Here is a 17,263-nt window from a genome sequence, read left to right as displayed (position 1 = left end):
GATGAAGGCCCTGGTCGTAGTGGCAGCGGCCGTGGGGACCATCCTCCTGTTCCTTCTGGCCAGCGCCAGCGCCAATACTTCCCTCTTCGCCCAGCACTATCCCTGGCTCCTCGGCCTTAATGCCCTGATGGCCCTGGCCCTGGCCGGCCTAGTGGCGTGGCAGTTGCGCAGCCTGTGGCGGGAATACCGGGCCAGGGTGTTCGGCTCCCGTCTGAAACTGCGGCTGCTGGTGATGTTTGCCCTCATGGGGGTGTTGCCCGGGGTGGTGATTTACGGGGTCTCGGTGCAGTTTGTCACCAAGAGTATTGATTCCTGGTTTGACGTGCGGGTGGAAAAGGCCCTGGAATCCGGGCTGAACCTGGGGCGCAGCACCCTGGATACCCTGCTGTCCGACCTCACGGAAAAGGGCCATCACATGGCGGGGGAACTGGCGGGCCATCCGGACATGGCCCGTCACCTGCTGCTCAACCGGCTGCGGGACCAGGCCGGGGTGGATTCGGCCGCCCTTTTCTCCCTGTCCGGCCAGGTGGTGGCCAATGCCAACGCCAGCTACTCCAGCTTTATTCCCCTCCTGCCCAGCGTGGCCCAGCTTAAGCAGGCCCGGCTGGCTTCCCGGGGCATCAGCACCATCGAGGGGGAAGCGGGCAAAGATATGGTGCTGCGGGTGCTGGTGCCCCTCCCCATTTTCAGTTTGCAGGAAGAACCCCGCATTCTCCAGCTGACCCAGCCCGTCCCCGCCACCATCGCCCAGAATGCGGAGGCAGTCCAGGACGTGTACCGGGACTATCAGGAACTGTCCCTGGCCCGCCAGGGCCTGACCCAGATTTATGCCCTGACCCTGACCCTGACCCTGCTCCTGGCCCTGTTTACCGCCATTGCGGTGGCTTACGTGCTGGCCCGGCGCCTGTCCGCGCCCCTTTCTATCCTGGCCGAGGGCACCCAGGCTGTCGCCGCCGGGGACTTCACCCCCCGACAGGCCATTTACAGCCGGGATGAGCTGGGGGTGCTGACCCAGTCCTTTAACCAAATGACCCGTCAGCTGGACGACGCCCGGCGGGAGACGGAGCGGCACCGTTCCGAACTGGAATCGGCCCGGGCTTACCTGGAAGAAATCCTCGCCAATTTGTCTGCCGGGGTGCTGGCCTTTGACCGGCGCTTTGTCCTGCGGGCCCTGAACCAGAGCGCGTCCGCCATCCTGGGAGACGATTTTGTCGGCCTCCTGGGGGACCCGGTGGAGGCCTGGCCGCGCCAGTCCGTCCTGGGCCGGGCCATTCGGGACGGCTTTGGGGAACACAAAGAAGAGGAATGGCAGTCCCAGATTGAATTGGAGCGGGACGGGGGCGCGCCCCAGGTACTGCTGGTGCGGGGCTCTTCCCTGCCGGAGGCCAGCGGTGGCGGCTACGTGGTGGTTTTTGACGACGTTACCCAGCTCATTGCCGCCCAGCGCAGCGCCGCCTGGGGGGAAGTGGCCCGGCGCCTGGCCCATGAAATCAAGAATCCCCTCACCCCCATTCAGCTTTCCGCCGAACGCCTGCAAATGAAACTGGCGGATCGGTTGGAAGGGGGGGAAGCGGATATGCTGCAACGCTCTACCCAGACCATCATCAATCAAGTGCAGGCCATGAAGCACATGGTGGACGACTTCCGGGATTACGCCCGGATGCCGCCCCCCCAGCTGGCCCCCCTGGACCTGAATGCCCTGGTGCGGGAAGTGCTGGGCCTCTACGAAACCTCCTCCGCCCAACTCCGGGTCCGGTTGGGGGACAACCTGCCCCCGGTGCGGGGCGATGGCACCCAGCTGCGCCAGATCATCCACAACCTGCTGCGCAACGCGGAGGACGCCCTGGCGGATAGCCCGGACGCCCTGATCGACCTCACTACTTCCCTGGCCGGGCGCTACGTCCAGCTTACCGTGGGGGACAACGGCCCCGGTTTCCCCCAGGAAATTCTTGCCCGAGCTTTCGAGCCCTACGTCACGACCAAGCCCCGGGGCACCGGGCTGGGCCTAGCCATTGTGCGCAAAATCGTGGACGAGCACGGGGGCAGTATTCACATCACCAACAAACCTGGACTTTCAACCGGTCAGGTGGCCGGGGCGGAAATCACCATCCGCCTGCCCATCGCCGGGGAGGACACGCATGGCACAGATACTGGTCGTTGACGACGAAATCGGCATCCGGGAACTGCTTTCCGAAATCCTTGCCGACGAGGGCCATACGACCTGGCTGGCGGAAAATGCCGCCGCCGCCCGTCGGCTGCGGGCGGAAAAGCGCCCGGATCTGGTCTTGCTGGATATCTGGATGCCGGATACGGATGGTATTTCCCTGCTCAAGGAATGGGGGGGGGCTGGGCTTCTGACCATGCCGGTAGTGATGATGTCCGGCCATGGCACCATTGATACGGCGGTGGAAGCCACCCGCCTGGGGGCGGTGGATTTCCTGGAAAAGCCCATCGCTCTGCAAAAGCTCCTGGCCACGGTAAAAAAGGCCCTCAAGTATGATCCCCAGGCCCAGAAGCCGCCTTTGACCCTGGACGCATTCGCCCGCTCTCCCCTGCTAAAGGATTTAAAAAAGCGTCTGGACCAAGCGGCCAAGGGCAGTGCCATCCTGCATCTCAAGGGGGGCAGCGGAGCCATTGCGGAAATCTGCGCCCGGACCCTCCAGGTGCCCCATTCCCCTTGGCTCGATCTGGCGGCGGAATCTGGCCCCCTCACCCAGGAGCGCTTACAGGCTTCTGCCGGTGGCGTGGTGTTTGTGGGGGACCTGGCGGCCTTGGGGCGGATGCAGCAGATGAATCTGGTCTATGCCCTGGAACGCCTGGAAAAGCACCGGTTGCTTCTGGTTACCGCCTGTACCAAGCCCCTGACGGCCCTCAAGGAAGGGGGCTGGGACGAAGACCTGCTCTCCCGCCTGGGGGCGGTGTGGCTGGCCCTGCCCCAACTGGCCAACCATGGGGACGAGGTGCCGGAAATTGCCAGCCTGCTCCTGGGCCATCTGGTGGAACGGGGGGATGTGCCGACCCGGCGCTTTGCCAGCGGCGCCCTCAACGCTCTGCGCATGCACCGCTGGCATGGGGACGGCTGGAGCGAGTTGCAGGCCACGGTGCGCAATCTGGCACTGACCGCCCTGGAGGAGGAAATCAGCGCCGAGGATGTGGCCCATCTCCTGCACAGCGAGGCGGAAAGTGAAGCCGGCCAGCAGCCCCTGCTGCCCCTTTTGGACCAGCCCCTGCGGGAAGCTCGGGACGCCTTCGAAAAGCTCTATTTCGAATACCTGCTCAAGCAGACCGGGGGCAACATGACCCGGGTGGCGGAAAAGTCCGGCCTGGAGCGTACCCACCTTTATCGCAAGCTGAAGCAGCTGGGGGTGTCCACGGGCCGTAAGGGGGAAGAGGCCTGAGGGCTCCCCTCGGGCCCTTGTTTCCTGTCCAGGAAGCGGGCGAACCGTTCCGGGAAAATGGCGGGGGGCGCGGGAATAGCGGATAATTCCCGTTTTTCTCCGGCGGAGCCCGACGTGACCCGACCCCGCAACGACAATTTTCTCCGTGCCCTGCTCAAAGAACCCACCGACTACACTCCCGTGTGGTTGATGCGCCAGGCCGGGCGTTATCTTCCCGAATACTGCGAGACCCGCAAACGGGCCGGCAGCTTCCTGGATCTCTGTAAAAATCCGGATCTGGCCTGCGAGGTTACTCTCCAGCCCCTGGCCCGCTACGATCTGGATGCGGCCATTCTCTTCTCCGACATCCTCACCGTGCCCGACGCCATGGGCCTGGGGCTCTATTTTGCCGAAGGGGAAGGCCCCAAGTTCGAGTCGCCCCTGCGCAATGAGTGGGAAATCCGCTCTCTGCGGGTGCCTGACCCCCATCAGCACCTGGGCTATGTGATGGATGCGGTGGCGGAAATCCGTCGGGCCCTGGACAACAGCGTCCCCCTCATCGGCTTTTCCGGCAGCCCCTATACCCTGGCCTGCTACATGGTGGAAGGCGGTTCCTCCAGCGATTACCGCCAGATTAAGACCATGCTCTACTCCCGGCCGGAGCTGTTGCACCACATCCTGGATGTGACCGCCCGGGCGGTGACCGATTACCTGAACGCCCAGATCGAATCCGGCGCCCAGGCCGTGATGATTTTCGACTCCTGGGGAGGCAGCTTGTCTGCCGCCGCCTACAAGGAATTTTCCCTGTCCTACATGGAGCGCATCCTGGCCGGTCTGATCAAGGAACGGGACGGGGAAAAGGTACCGGCCATCGTCTTCACCAAGGGAGGCGGACTCTGGCTGGAAGATATCGCCGCTAGCGGCTGCCAGGGCGTGGGCCTGGACTGGACCATGGATATTAGGGAAGCCCGGCGCCGGGTCGGTGACCGGGTGGCCCTGCAAGGCAATCTGGACCCCAGCGTCCTCTTCGCTACCCCGGAAGTGGTGGCGGCGGAAACCCGCAAGGTGCTGGAAGCCTTCGGCCCGGGCAATACGGGCCATGTTTTCAACCTGGGCCACGGCATTTCCCAATTCACCCCGCCGGACAACGTGAGTGCCCTGGTGCAGACGGTGCACGGCTACACCCGCTTCCCCGCCTGAGCCGGAAGGGGACCGGGGTGGGCCCGAGGCTCCCCCGGTTGTCCCAAGACTTATGCACAGTTTTCCCCACCCGATACAAAGCGTCACAATTCATTGTAGAGAATTAAGAGTCTTAAATAAGCTAATGATTTACATGAATAAAAGTGATGCTTTTGTTATCACAGCGGGTAGGCGGAAGGTGTTATCCCCCGGGCAGGTCACGGGGAAGGCAAAAAAACCCACAAAGTTATCCACAGCCTGTGTGGGGAAAAAACCGGGTCAGGCCTGGGAGGCCCAGGGGGGGCCGATCTTCCGCCCTGGCCGGGTGCGGGGGGCCGCCCCATGCCCCTGTCGCTTCCCCATGGAAGGCGGGTTTTTGCTCCCTCTCTCCCTGGTTCGGAGCTGAGCCGCCATGGCTGTGGTGCGGGTCGCCCTGGATGTTCCCCTGTATCGTCAATTCGATTACCTGGCCCCGGACGGGGTGCCGGGGGACGTGGGGCGCCGGGTGCGGGTGCCCTTCGGCCATCGGGAAAAGATCGGCATCATCACCGAGGTGCTGGAACAGGGAGAGCTGCCGCCGGAGCAGTTGAAGCCGGTGGATGAGATTCTCCGGGACCTGCCCCCCCTGCCCCCGGACTGGTTGCGTCTCTGCGGCTTCTGCGCCGCTTATTACCATGTGCCCCTGGGGGAAGCCATGCTGGCCGCCCTGCCCGTGGGCCTGCGTCGCCCCCATCCCCCCAAGGCCCGGGCTGTCCGGGCTGGAGCCAAGGTGCCCCCCGGGGCGCCGCCTCCGGAACTAACCCCGGGCCAGGCCCAGGCGGTGGAGGCGGTGCTGGGGGCCGGTCCCGGCTTCCATCCTTTCCTCCTCTACGGTATTACGGGCTCGGGCAAAACCGAGGTCTATCTGCGTCTGGTGGCCCGGGCCCTGGCGGAGGGGCGGCAAGCCCTGGTGCTGGTGCCGGAAATCAACCTCACGCCCCAGCTGGAGGCCCGCTTCCGCAGCCGTTTTCCTGAAGTGGGCTTGGTAGCCCTCCATAGCGAACTGGGGGAAGCGGCCCGCACCCGGCACTGGAAGGCGGCCTTCGACGGTAGCGCCCGCATTGTGCTGGGCACCCGGCTGGCCGTATTCACCCCGCTCCCGGACCTGGGCCTGATTGTGGTGGATGAGGAGCACGACGCCTCCTTCAAGCAGCAGGACGGAATGCGTTATTCCGCCCGGGACGTGGCCGTGTTCCGCGCCCGGGAGCGGGCTGTGCCCATTGTGCTGGGCTCCGCTACCCCGGCCCTGGAATCCTGGGCCAATGCCATCGGGGAAGGCAACAAACACCCTTACACCCTCCTCACCCTGGGGGATCGGGCGGTGGCCAACGCCCAGCTGCCCACGGTGCGTCTGGTGGATACCCGCAAGGAAAAGCTCCAGGACGGCCTTTCCCAGGCCCTCTGGCAGGCCCTGGAGCAACGCCTGGAGCGGGGCGAACAGAGTCTGGTGTTCCTTAACCGGCGGGGCTATGCCCCGGTGCTGGCCTGCCCGGCCTGTGGCTGGATTTCCCGCTGCCGCCGCTGTGCCGCCAATCTGGTGCTCCATCTGGCGGACCGGCGCCTGCGCTGCCACCACTGCGGTTTCGAGACCCCTATCCCCCGGGCCTGCCCCACCTGCGGCAATCAGGACATCCACCCCTTTGGCCGGGGCACCCAGCGCTTGGAAGAGGCCCTGGCGGAGCGCTTTCCCCAGGCCCATATCCTGCGGGTGGATCGGGATTCGGCCCGCTCCCGCAAGCAATGGGAAGGCCTGCTGGCCCAGATCCACAGCACGGACCCGGCGATCCGGGCGGATATCCTGGTGGGTACCCAGATGCTGGCCAAGGGCCACGATTTTCCCCGCCTTACCCTGGTGGAGGTGGTGGGGGCAGATGCGGCCCTCTTCGCCGCCGACTGGCGGGCACCGGAGCGGCTTTTCGCCCAGCTCATGCAGGTGGGGGGGCGGGCTGGCCGGGCCGAGCTGCCCGGGGAGGTGCTGATCCAGACCGAGCAGCCGGGCCATGCTCTGTATGGGGCCCTGGTACAGCACGACTACCCGGCCTTTGCCGCTTCCCAACTGGAAGAGCGGCGCCAGGCGGGCTTTCCTCCCTTTGCCTTCCAGGCCATGCTGCGGGCGGAAGCCCCGGATATGGGGGATGCCCTCAAGTTCCTCAGTGAGGCCCGGGCCCGGGGCGCGGCTCTGGATCAGGGGCGGGCCGTGGCCCTCTATGACCCGGTGCCCATGCGCATGGCCCGGCTGGCCAATCTGGAGCGGGGCCAGCTACTGGCGGAATCCATGGTGCGCCCGGCGCTCCAGGCCTTTCTTTCCGCCTGGGTGCCGGAAATTACGGCCATCAAAGCACCATCCCGGCTGCGCTGGCACCTAGAAGTGGATCCCCTGGAGTTTTAGACGGGGGCCTGGGCCTGCGCCTCACCGTGGTCTGGTGCCGAGAGCGCCTTTGATAGGCCGGATTAGCCCCGCCAGATGGTCTTTTCCCCAAAGCCCATGGGGAACGCCCAGCCCGATCTCCCCTATTCCCGCTCTAGCTTGCCCGCCCCTAGTCGGTCTCCGGCTGGTGGCCCAGCCAATCCGCCCGCTGCCTCAAGCGCCGGGCCACATCCCCTGCCAGCCCCGGCCACCGGGCCGCTGCTTCCAGGGCCCCTATAGACGGGCGATGCTGGCCCATGAGGTCTGCCAGGGCGGTGAGGGTGGCGCCGGGATTGGGGCGTGCCACCAGGGTAAGCTGCCCCCGGGCCGGGGCAAGGCCTCCCCGCAGCACCCGAAAATACCAGCCCGTCAGGCCCTGCTCTGCCACGTAGGCGGCCACTCCGTCCTGCTCCAGGCGGGCGTCGATTTTCCAGCAGGGGCGGCGGGGCTGGCTTAATTCCAGCACCACCTCTCCCCAGGCGTAGCGGTCCCCGATGCACACCGCCGCCTGGTCACCGCCCGCCGTGCTGAGATTTTCCCCCAGCATCCCGGGCACCAGGCGCGTTGCCAGGTGGGGAAAGGCCGTGGCCAGGGCCCGGTAATTTTCCCGGGGAAAGAGGTGAATGGCCTTGTCCGGACCCCCATGGACCCGAGGGTCCGCCTGGTGGTCCCCCTGTATGCCCAGGGTGGTCACGGTGAGGGGGGTGTCCCGGAGGGTTTTGTAGATGCCGCTGGGGCGGCCGTCCGGCAGGGGGCCCGGGCCGCCGGTATAGACGCTTTGAAGCGTCAGGGCGAAGTCAGGCGTGGTCACGGGTGAGACTCCTGGGGCCACAGCCAGGCGGCACCCCGGACCCCGGAGGAATCCCCGTGGCGGTTGGGCAGAAGCCGGGTGCGGACGGTATCGGAAAAGACATGGGGCCCCCACAGCCGGGGCACGGTGCGGTAAAGCCGGGTAAGGTTGGACAGGCCGCCCCCCAGAACAATGACCTCCGGGTCCAGCACATTGATGACCGTGGCTAGGCTGCGGGCCAGCCGGGCTTCGTAGCGGCCCAGGGCGGCCTCCGCCAAGGGATCCCCGGCCGTCGCCCGGCTTGCCAGGTCTGCTACGTCCTTGATCTCCGGGTCGGCGCCGGGCTGGCGTTCGTAGTCCGCCAGCAGGCCGGGACCGGACAGATAGGTTTCTATGCAGCCCCGGCGCCCGCAGTAGCAGGCGGGCAGCGGCAAATCCTCTTTCTGGGGAGCTGGCAGGGGGTTGTGGCCCCACTCCCCGGCAATGGCGTTGGCTCCCACCAGCACTCGGCCCTGGAGCACGATACCGCCCCCCACCCCGGTGCCCAGGATCACCCCGAAAACGCTGTTCGCCCCCTGCCCTGCCCCATCCACCGCCTCCGACAAGGCAAAGCAGTTGGCATCGTTGGCCAGGCGTACCGGGCGTTCCAGGGCCCTTTCCAGGTCCCGGCCCAGGGGGTGGCCGATGAGGCAGGTGGAATTGGCGTTCTTCACCCGCCCATCCGCCAGGGATTCGGCCCCCGGAATGCCTACCCCCACCGAGCCCTTTAAGCCCAGGGTGGCCTCCGTTTCCTGCACCAGCCCCACCAGGGCGGCCAGGGTGGCCGAATAATCCCGGGCCGGGGTGGGCACCCGCCGCCGCAGGAGTTCCCGGCCCTGGTCATCCAGGGCCAGGATTTCGATTTTTGTACCGCCAAGATCAATTCCAATACGTAGTGGCATGATTTTTAATGAAGTAATGTTTCAGATTTTCTATGGCTACGTATCTAATTAAAATAAAATGGGTATCCAGGAAGCCTGTTGTATGCATTATTATTTAATAGAGGCTTGTTGAGTACTTTATTGGTCTTGCCTCTGGTTTTGCTGGTGGCCAAAGTTAGCAAAAAATACCTCTGACTTTAGACTTGGATGCACGATGAATGCCCCCCCAGAGCATAATTTGCTTCACCAAGGTGGCTGCCGCATTAGTTTGCTGCTCCCAGCCTCACCTTCTGCGGTAAGGGCGTTTCAAATCCATCGTTTGCTGCAATCCCGTGACCGCAGAAACGTCAACACCCCGTTTCCCTGCCAATCGATTTTTAGTCTGGTTAGCACACTGAATACAACGACTGCGCCTTCGTGTAACTCACCATGCTGATGAGAAAAACGATCACGGAAGTGCACCAAGTTGCCATCAAGAAATAAAAGCGTTCGAAATACGATCCGTACCGGGGCCACGAAACAATGAGCTCCAAGCTGCTGAGGCATTAAGGCTGGGGCGGAACGGCCTTCCAAAGGCGCAAAAAGGTCGAAAAGTAAGCCTTGGGGACTAACTATTAGCTAGCCGATCACCATGGCCTTGTAAACGTCGCTGAGATACCACATTAATTGCCTTACTGGCCGAGTTCATGACCGATAATGTCGGATGGACTCGAGTAGGAAAGCTAGGGTAATTTCCGCCTTTCGGCCTTTCCCTGCATATGGTCAGAAAAGCTTGAATTCAAAGACTCTTGCGCGCTCAGTGAGCATTAGTTCGGGATATCGGTGCGATTAGTGCGCATTAGTTCAGGATATCGGATGATATTATCGAGAAGCCCCCACATGCTGGTGGTCGGGCTTTCTTGTTCTTCTGATTGACTTGGGTAGACAGACGGGCGTTGCTTAACAAATTCCTGGCGTGCTTTATCGATAGCGGCCCTGACGACGTTGGTCGGCTTTTTTCTATTGCTTGATTGGCAGCCGTAAAAAGAAGCTGTTGCGGGACAATAAGACAGTTCATCGTGCCATTGATTGCGCATGTGCCGGGCAGGTGTCTTGGGTGAAGTTTCAGTGTCTGGCTGATAGTCACCTCGAAACCGATAGTCGATTCTAGCGATGGGTTTGCCCTTTTTGGTGAAAACCCGAAGTTTCCCAAGTAGTTCAAGAGAAAGAGTGCCTTCGCAACGTTTCATGCCTTCTGGCTCGGTTAGCGTATGCGATAGAGACTCAAATAGCACCGGTTCAAAACGCTGGTTGTGGTAGGCAATCAGATAGATCAGAGTTTGGCCGACTCCTGTGCCGTGGGTTCCGGTTCCTTGGGCAACTATCATATCGGCTTGGTTGGGACCTGTTTGCAGGACTTTGGCAAAGCCATTGCTATACCAATCTTCGATGGATAACGTATCGCTCAGACGATAAGTACCAGAAGCAGTAGATTGGTAGATGTGCAGGGTCAGCGCCTGTGAGTTGGTTCGGTCCGTTTGCAGGCAGAATTTTGTGGAGCTCCCAAGGGCGAAGTTTGCCGGCTGACAATGCTTGGGAGGGGGCGTCTGTTGGTTGCTTGGGAGTGGGATGCCGTGGCACCACACGGGTAATATCATGGTACCGATGTAGATGATGAGCGCCAGTCCAGCAACGCGGGGGTAACCGGTGAGCGAGTTAGGTAGTTTCATTTGAACTTGAGTAAATAAGTAGCATTGAAACAGAATCATCCGAAACGAGTTACCGTTTAATGAAACACGACAATATAAAATCTGCTGCTAGAAGAACTTATTGGATTGATGGGTGAGAGCATTAGTAGAAAACCTGAGTACGATTATGACGAAATATGGATAATATGGCTGGTAATAGTCAATAGATAATAGGATTTTAGTAAAATAATGAAACCAAGGATTTAATTCAATTAGATAATAATCGTTATTATTGGATATCAGATGGTCGTTATTCCGCCAAGGTCAATGCCGATGCGCATGGGAATGGGGAAAAACACGGGACAGCCGCCAGTGTAGGGGAAAAGAAAAAGCCCCGCAGAAGCGGGGCTTTGGGGGGAGGATTTCCCGGGAATTACATCTGGCCTTCCCGCAGGTAGCGCAGGTGCCAGGCCAGGGCTTCTTCCAGCAGGTGGGGGGTTTGCTTGCCGGGAGAATGGTCCAGGGAGCGCTTGTAGTAGTCCATCAAGGCGGGCTTGAAATGGGGGTGGGCGCAATTTTCGATGACCACCTTGGCCCGTTGCTTGGGAGACAGACCGCGCAGGTCGGCCAGACCCTGTTCGGTGACGATCACCTGAACGTCGTGCTCCGTGTGATCCACGTGGGAGACCATGGGCACGATGCAGGAGATTTCCCCGCCCTTGGCCTGGGACGGGGTCATGAAGAAGGACAGGAAGGCGTTCCGGGCGAAGTCGCCGGAGCCGCCGATGCCGTTCATGATCTTGGTGCCCATGACGTGGGTGGAATTGACGTTGCCGTAGATGTCCGCTTCGATCATGCCGTTCATGGCAATGACCCCCAGGCGGCGGATGACTTCCGGGTGATTGGAGATTTCCTGGGGCCGCAAGATGATGTTGTGCTTGAAGCGGTCCAGGTCGGAATTGAGTTCCGTAAGAGCGCTGGGGGACAGGGAGAAGGCGGTGGCGGAAGCGACGGTCAGCTTGCCGGACTTGATCATCTCCAGCATGCCGTCCTGCAACACTTCCGTGTAGGCCGTCAGATTTTCAAAGGGGCCCTTGTTGAGGCCGGCCAGCACCGCATTGGCGATATTGCCCACGCCGGACTGGAGGGGCAGCAGGTTCTTGGGCAGACGGCCCTTGGCCACTTCGTGCTCCAGGAATTCCAGGATGTGCCCGGCGATTTTGCGGGAGCTTTCGTCCGGCGCGGAGAAGGCGGAATTCCGGTCGGTCTGGTGGGTTTCCACAATGGCGATGATCTTGTTGGGATCCACGCGGAAATAGGGTTCCCCGATCCGATCATCGGTCTTGATGATGGGAATGGGCTTACGGTGGGGCGGCAGGGCGGTACCGTAATAGATGTCGTGCATCCCTTCCAGGGCCGGGTGCTGCCAGGAATTAACTTCCAGGATCACCTTGTCGGCACAGTCCAGCCAGGTCTTGTTGTTGCCCACGGAGGAGGAGGGAATCAGGCGGCCATCTTCCAGAATGCCGGAGACTTCCACCACGGCCACGTCCAGCTTGCCCAGGAAGCCGAACCAGACGGACTGGGCCACGTGGGAAAGGTGGATGTCGATGTATTCCATTTCCCCCGCATTAATGCGTTTCCGGCAGGTGGGATCGGACTGGTAGGGCAGGCGCATTTCCACCCCGTCCACCATGGCCAGGGCGCCGTCCAGTTCGGGGGCGGTGGAAGCACCGGTCCACACGCCGATCTTGAACTTTTTGCCATACAGATTGGCATCCATGATGCGCTTGGCCAGGGCGGCGGGCACCGACTTGGGATGGCCGGCACCGGTAAAGCCGCTCATGCCGACGTTAACGCCGGAGGGAATGAGGGCGGCGGCTTCCTCGGCCGACATGATCTTGCTGCGCAGGGCAGCGTTCAGAATCCGTGTTCCTGCAGACATGGATCAACTCCTTTGGTGTATGGGTTTTATAACTGCTATGTCGGTTAAAAAAGCTCCGGCCCGGGGGCCCGATAGGACCACCCGTCAGCGACGCTTCCGGTGGAAAGCGGCGTGCACAGGATCGTTCAGGCCGGCGAACTGATCCGGGCGATGGCGGCCTCGTAAGCCGTCAAGGAATCCGGGTAATTGGTACTGGAGACATACATGTCGTGGGCCAGCCCGTCGGAGAGGCCATAGACCCAACCGTGAACAGTCAGGTCCTGGCCCCGATCCCAGGCGCCCCGTACCGCCGTAGTATGGCAGACATTGAACACCTGTTCGATCACATTGAGTTCGCAGAGCCGGTCGTGGCGGGCCTGGGGATCTTCAATGGCTTCAATGAGCTTGCCATGCTTCTGGCGCACATCCTGGATATGCCGCACCCAGTTATCCACCAGGCCCAGGCGCAGGTTGTTGAGGGCCGCCAGCACCCCACCGCAACCGTAATGCCCCACCACCATGATGTGCTTTACCCGCAGCACTTCCACGGAATACTGGATCACGGAGAGGCAGTTCATGTCGCTGTGGACCACCACGTTGCCCACGTTGCGGTGGACAAAGACTTCTCCGGGCTGGAGCCCGGTAATTTCATTGGCGGGCACCCGGGAATCGGAACAGCCGATCCACAGATATTCCGGAGCCTGGAGCTGAGCCAGCCGGTCAAAGAAAGTGGGGTCTTCTGCCCGGATACTTTCTGACCATGCACGGTTTTGCTCAAACAAATGTTCCAGCCCAGCGTTTCCTGCCATGGGGATGAAGTCTTTCTATAATTATTAATAACGCCTGTCTATTTTAACGCGAAACCGGATGATTTTCCTGACAAAGGTAGAATGGGCCAGAGAGGAAAAATCATGATCGTAAAATTCCAAAGTACCGCCGCCGCCGATGTCATTACCTTTGCCGATGTGGCCCGCCTGCTGCTCCGTTTGCTGGGCAAGGAACCCACCGCCCGGGGGGTGATTGCCCCAGGGGAATTGGATCAGGCCGTGGCCCGTCTGGAGGGCCTGGAAAAGCCCGCCAAGGACGGCAAAGCCCAGCTGCTGGAAGATTCGGGCATCGGCATGGAGCCCCATGAAGTGGTGGCCCTGGCCACCCGGGCCCAGCCCTTCATCCGCATGTTCGCCCAGGCCGCCAAGGCGGAAAAGGCGGTCACCTGGGAAGCGGCCCAGGATTTCTACGAAGACGGTGGCTTGGGGATTGAAGGCTAGGGCCTAAAGCCCGGGGGGCGGAAAAATCTTCCGGCCCTTCCCCGGGCCTGGGTCACCTATTCCCCCAGCCAGCCCCGGCGCAGCCGGCCCGTGGATTCGGGCAGGCCTTCCATTAGCCGCAGCTCGGCCCGATGGGCGGGGGGCGGAGCCAGTACCAGGTGGGTTTCCTGGAGTTCATCCCGGCGGAAATAGTGGAGCTGGATGTCGTCCCCCGCCCGGTGCCGGGCGAGCAGCTCATCCAGGCCGTCCGGGCTGATACGCAGGCCGTTCCAGGCCACCAGCACGTCGCCGCCCGCCAGCCCGGCCCGTTCCGCCGGACCGCCGCTGAAGACGGTGGCGAGCTTCAGATCCCCCCCTTCCACCGTGGTGCGTACCCCCAAGCTGGGCTTGTCTCCCAGGGGCTGCCATTGGAGTTTTACCCCCAGGGCTTTGAGGGGCTTTTCCAGGGCCACGTCCCCCGGGGTAGTTACGGCCTTTTCCAGCCAGCGGGCGGCGGTGGGGCCCCCCACTTCCGCCACGGCGGTGAAAATGTCCCCTTCCCCCACCCCCGTGCCGCTTTGGCCGTAGCGTTGCCAGAGCACCTGCATCACCTGATCCAGGCTCTTGCGCCCGTGGCTGCCCCGGCGCAGTTCCAGGTCCAGGCCCAGGGCGATGAGGGCGCCCTGGGTATAGTAGTTGACCACCGCATTGGGGGTGTTTTCGTCCGGCCGGTAGGCTTTGATCCAGGCGTCGAAGGAGGAATCGGCCACGCTTTGCTTCAAGCGCCCCGGGGCCTGACGTACCCGTTCCGCGGTCTTGCCCAGGAGCTTGAGGTAGGTTTTGGCGTCGATGCGGCCGCTGCGCAGCAGGCCCAGATCGTCGTAATAGGAGGTGAAGCCTTCAAAGGCCCAGAGCAGGTGGGTGTGGGCTTCCCGGTCCAGGTCATAGGGGATGAAGGCTGCGGGCTTGATGCGCTTCACGTTCCAGCTGTGGAAATATTCGTGGCTACAGAGGCCGAGAAAATTCACGTAACTGTCCGGCAGAGGCCCTTCCGTGGGGGTCTGGGTCCCGGGCAGGTCGTTGCGGGAAGCCAACAGGGAGGTGGAGGCCCGGTGTTCCAGGCCGCCGTAGCCCTTGCCCACCACGGTGACCAGGAACAGGTAACGGTCCATGGGGGCGGTCTTGGCAAAGAGCCGGATGTGGCTTTCGCAGATGGGCTTCAGGTCCTTGGCCAAGCGCTCCAGATCCCCGTCATGGCGACCGGTGACGGCCACCGCGTGGGGCGTGCCGCAAGCCTTGAATTCCACCACGTCGAAATGGCCCATTTCCACCGGGTGATCCAGCAGCTCGTCGTAATCCGCCGCCTCATACAGGCCAAATCCCCAGCGCTTGGCTGCCCCCTTTTCCCCCTTGGCCGGGCGCATGGCCGTGGCTACCCGCCAGTCCTGATAGGCCTTGCCCGCCGGGGGCGCCAGTTCTACCCGGCAGGGCAGATGTTCCTGGCCCACCACGCCGAGAAAGATGCTGGGACCGTTGAAATAGGCGTGGCTCCGATCCAGATGGGCGCCCCGCACGGACAGGTCCCAGGCGTAAACTTGGTAACTTACCTCCAGGGCCCGGCCCGGTTTCACCGGCGCCGCCTGCCAGCTGTGCTTATCCAGCTTGGTCAGGGCCACCGGCTTGCCGTCCGCCTGGGCCTGGATGCTCACCACCTGGCGGGCGAATTCCCGGATCAGGTAGCTGCCTGGAATCCAGGTGGGCAGGGCGAAGCGCTGGCCCGCCGGGTCCGGTGCCGCCACCCGGCAGGTGATGTGGAAAAGATGGGCCTCGGGGGACGCGGGGGTCAGGGTGTAACGAACAGGATGGACCATGATGGCAATGGCAAAAATTGGGCAGGAAAAAAGGGCGCCGACTCTGGGCCGGAGCAAGGGGCGGCCCCGGCTGGGCCGCTGGGCACTCATTGTAGCGCTGTGGAGCGGCATGGCTCCCCTTCCCACCCTGGCTGGGGAAGGAATCGCCACGGGGGCGGCGGAGGAAGGGGAAATCCCTGCGGGGGCCGTGGCCCCCACCCTCCCCTCGCCCACGGCCCGGCCCCCCGTTGCCCTGCCCCGGGTGGCCGTGGATGTGGGCCATTCCCTCAAAGATAGCGGCGCCATCAGCGCCCGGGGCCGCAGCGAGTTTTCCTTCAACCTGGACCTGGCCCGGCAGCTGGCCACGGCCCTGGAAGCCAAGCATTTGGCCGTTACCCGGATCAATTTCGACGGCAAAATCCCCAGCCTGGCGGCCCGTCCCGAAGCGGCCGTGGGGGCGGATTATTTCATTTCCCTGCACCACGATTCCCTGGACCCCTCCTTCCTCCACCTCTGGGAGTGGGACGGGCGGCCGGAAACCTATAACGACGAACCCCGCTTCCGGGGCTTTGCCCTCTTCATTTCCCACCGCAACCCGGACGTGGCCCAAAGCCTAGCCTGCGCCTCCGCCATCGGTGCCCGCCTGCGCCGCCTGGGTTTCGCCCGGGCCACCCACCACAGCGCCACCGCCCTAGGCACCCCCCGCCCCTGGGCCGACGAAACCAACGGGGTGCGCTTCTACGACACCCTGTTGGTCACCTCCCACACCACCGTCCCCGCCGTGCTCCTGGAAGCGGGCATGCTGAAAAACCGGGAAGAAGAACTGGCCCTGGCCGACCCCGCCAACCAGGCCCGCATGGCGGATGGCATCGCCACCGGGCTGGCGGCCTGCATGATGGAGTTGAGGGCGGACAAGGGGGAGGGGCGGCAGTAGGAGCTTGGATGTTGGGGCTTGCGCTTTGCAGCGTGGGTATCCGGGACGACTGGATAATATTGCTGCCACGTTACGCTCCGGAAAGGCTAAGTTCTGCCTAAATTCGGTGAGCGTAATCTTCTTATTTCTCAAAGAATTAACAAAAAAACCAGATTCCTTACTCCCGACCTTGCTGGGGGGCTGTGAGGCTCAGTCGGAGTGATGGAGGTATCGTTGCGTTAGTTATCTTAATAACATAACCCATTTGACATTAATGTCGCCGTGGCCATAGGATAGCGAAACACAGATTTTTATATGTACGATTATTAGGCCAGAAATAGATGCTGCTATTGGAATTTACTTCACGTTGCCAATTAAAATGGGGGAGCTATGAACCGAGTTGTAACAGAGATAAACGTTGACAACCCGATTGAGAGATCGGAGGAAGTAATTGAGCAACGACCTTATTTTTTTTCCCCTTCGACCCTAAAGTTCATCCTAATGTCTGCCTGTACCTTAGGGATTTATGAACTATATTGGTTTTATAAAAACTGGGTATTGATTAAGGCGAGATCAAATAAAAGAATAATGCCTTTCTTGAGAGCGTTATTTGCTCCGCTATGGGCTTATAGTTGTTTTAAATATATTAAATTGGCTGCTAATGAGAAAGGGGTCCCGGCTCCTTCATTAATAGGAATTCTTGCGGTTTTCTATTTTATATTGCAATCCCTTTGGCGTTTGCCTAACCCCTATTGGCTTGCCTCAATGTTGAGTTTTGTACCGCTCATCCCGATGAATGCGGCGGCGTTAGAAATTAATAAAAAAATTGAGGCAATAGGCTCTGAAAATTCAAAAATTACCCTATGGAATTGGGTTGCTCTTGTTGGTGGCGGTGCGCTGCTTGTATTTGCCATAATTGGGAGTTTCCTCCCTGACGCTTGATGCTAAAT

The 17,263-nt window shown here is 61.7% G+C and carries 13 protein-coding genes; 7 read left to right on the top strand and 6 right to left on the bottom strand.

The window, feature by feature from the left end; all coding sequences use genetic code 11:
• The first annotated feature begins 1 nt into the window (after nt 1).
• The 4 genes from Azoinq_RS06865 (at nt 2) to Azoinq_RS06850 (ending at nt 6,984) form a co-directional block, all read left to right on the top strand.
• The gene (locus Azoinq_RS06865; protein ID WP_216130648.1) at nt 2-2,161 is read left to right on the top strand and encodes a sensor histidine kinase; all 2,160 of its coding nucleotides are present in this window, start codon (nt 2-4) and stop codon (nt 2,159-2,161) included.
• Complete coding sequence (locus tag Azoinq_RS06860) at nt 2,139-3,398, top strand: sigma-54-dependent transcriptional regulator (protein WP_216130650.1); 1,260 nt, start codon at nt 2,139-2,141, stop codon at nt 3,396-3,398. The genes Azoinq_RS06865 and Azoinq_RS06860 overlap by 23 nt, the downstream gene beginning before the upstream one ends.
• 114 nt (nt 3,399-3,512) lie before the next feature.
• Entirely contained in the window at nt 3,513-4,577 is a 1,065-nt protein-coding gene (gene hemE / locus Azoinq_RS06855; RefSeq protein ID WP_216130652.1) for a uroporphyrinogen decarboxylase, read from the top strand.
• 391 nt (nt 4,578-4,968) lie between these two features.
• Nucleotides 4,969-6,984, top strand: coding sequence for a primosomal protein N' (locus tag Azoinq_RS06850; RefSeq protein ID WP_216130654.1), 2,016 nt, complete (start codon nt 4,969-4,971; stop codon nt 6,982-6,984).
• A 148-nt stretch (nt 6,985-7,132) separates the two neighbouring features.
• On the opposite strand, the gene Azoinq_RS06845 is transcribed toward Azoinq_RS06850, so the two are convergent.
• From Azoinq_RS06845 to can, 5 genes are all read right to left on the bottom strand, one after another.
• Nucleotides 7,133-7,813, bottom strand: a complete 681-nt coding sequence (locus tag Azoinq_RS06845; protein WP_232368587.1) for an MOSC domain-containing protein — start codon at nt 7,811-7,813, stop codon at nt 7,133-7,135.
• Nucleotides 7,810-8,733, bottom strand: a complete 924-nt coding sequence (locus Azoinq_RS06840; protein WP_216130656.1) for an ROK family protein — start codon at nt 8,731-8,733, stop codon at nt 7,810-7,812. The genes Azoinq_RS06845 and Azoinq_RS06840 overlap by 4 nt, the downstream gene beginning before the upstream one ends.
• A 785-nt stretch (nt 8,734-9,518) precedes the next feature.
• Complete coding sequence (locus tag Azoinq_RS06835; RefSeq protein ID WP_216130658.1) at nt 9,519-10,421, bottom strand: hypothetical protein; 903 nt, start codon at nt 10,419-10,421, stop codon at nt 9,519-9,521.
• Between the two features lie 391 nt (nt 10,422-10,812).
• Nucleotides 10,813-12,324 carry an acetyl-CoA hydrolase/transferase family protein gene (locus Azoinq_RS06830; protein WP_216130660.1) on the bottom strand — a complete coding sequence of 504 codons (1,512 nt, stop codon included), beginning with the start codon at nt 12,322-12,324 and terminating at the stop codon, nt 10,813-10,815.
• Between the two features lie 125 nt (nt 12,325-12,449).
• Nucleotides 12,450-13,112, bottom strand: a complete 663-nt coding sequence (can, locus tag Azoinq_RS06825; protein ID WP_216130662.1) for a carbonate dehydratase — start codon at nt 13,110-13,112, stop codon at nt 12,450-12,452.
• Nucleotides 13,113-13,214: 102 nt separating this feature from the next.
• Here can and Azoinq_RS06820 point away from each other — a divergent pair, with 102 nt between their 5' ends.
• Nucleotides 13,215-13,571: a DUF1840 domain-containing protein gene (locus Azoinq_RS06820; RefSeq protein ID WP_216130664.1), complete on the top strand. Its 357-nt coding sequence runs from the start codon at nt 13,215-13,217 to the stop codon at nt 13,569-13,571.
• A gap of 56 nt (nt 13,572-13,627) precedes the next feature.
• Here Azoinq_RS06820 and Azoinq_RS06815 read toward each other — a convergent pair whose 3' ends face one another.
• On the bottom strand, nt 13,628-15,421 hold the full coding sequence (locus Azoinq_RS06815) for a M61 family metallopeptidase (RefSeq protein WP_216130666.1): 1,794 nt from the start codon (nt 15,419-15,421) through the stop codon (nt 13,628-13,630).
• A 109-nt stretch (nt 15,422-15,530) separates the two neighbouring features.
• On the opposite strand from Azoinq_RS06815, the gene Azoinq_RS06810 reads away from it, so the two are divergent.
• Nucleotides 15,531-16,334, top strand: a complete 804-nt coding sequence (locus Azoinq_RS06810; protein WP_232368586.1) for an N-acetylmuramoyl-L-alanine amidase family protein — start codon at nt 15,531-15,533, stop codon at nt 16,332-16,334.
• A 480-nt stretch (nt 16,335-16,814) separates the two neighbouring features.
• Nucleotides 16,815-17,255 (top strand): hypothetical protein, encoded by a 441-nt coding sequence (locus tag Azoinq_RS06805; RefSeq protein WP_216130668.1) that lies wholly within the window; start codon nt 16,815-16,817, stop codon nt 17,253-17,255.
• Nucleotides 17,256-17,263: the final 8 nt, after the last annotated feature.

It is taken from the genome of Azospira inquinata, from assembly GCF_018905915.1.
Classification (GTDB): Bacteria; Pseudomonadota; Gammaproteobacteria; order Burkholderiales; family Rhodocyclaceae; genus Azospira; species Azospira inquinata.
The sequence above is the reverse complement of the archived record's forward strand: the minus strand, read 5'-3'. Positions and strand labels throughout refer to the sequence as shown.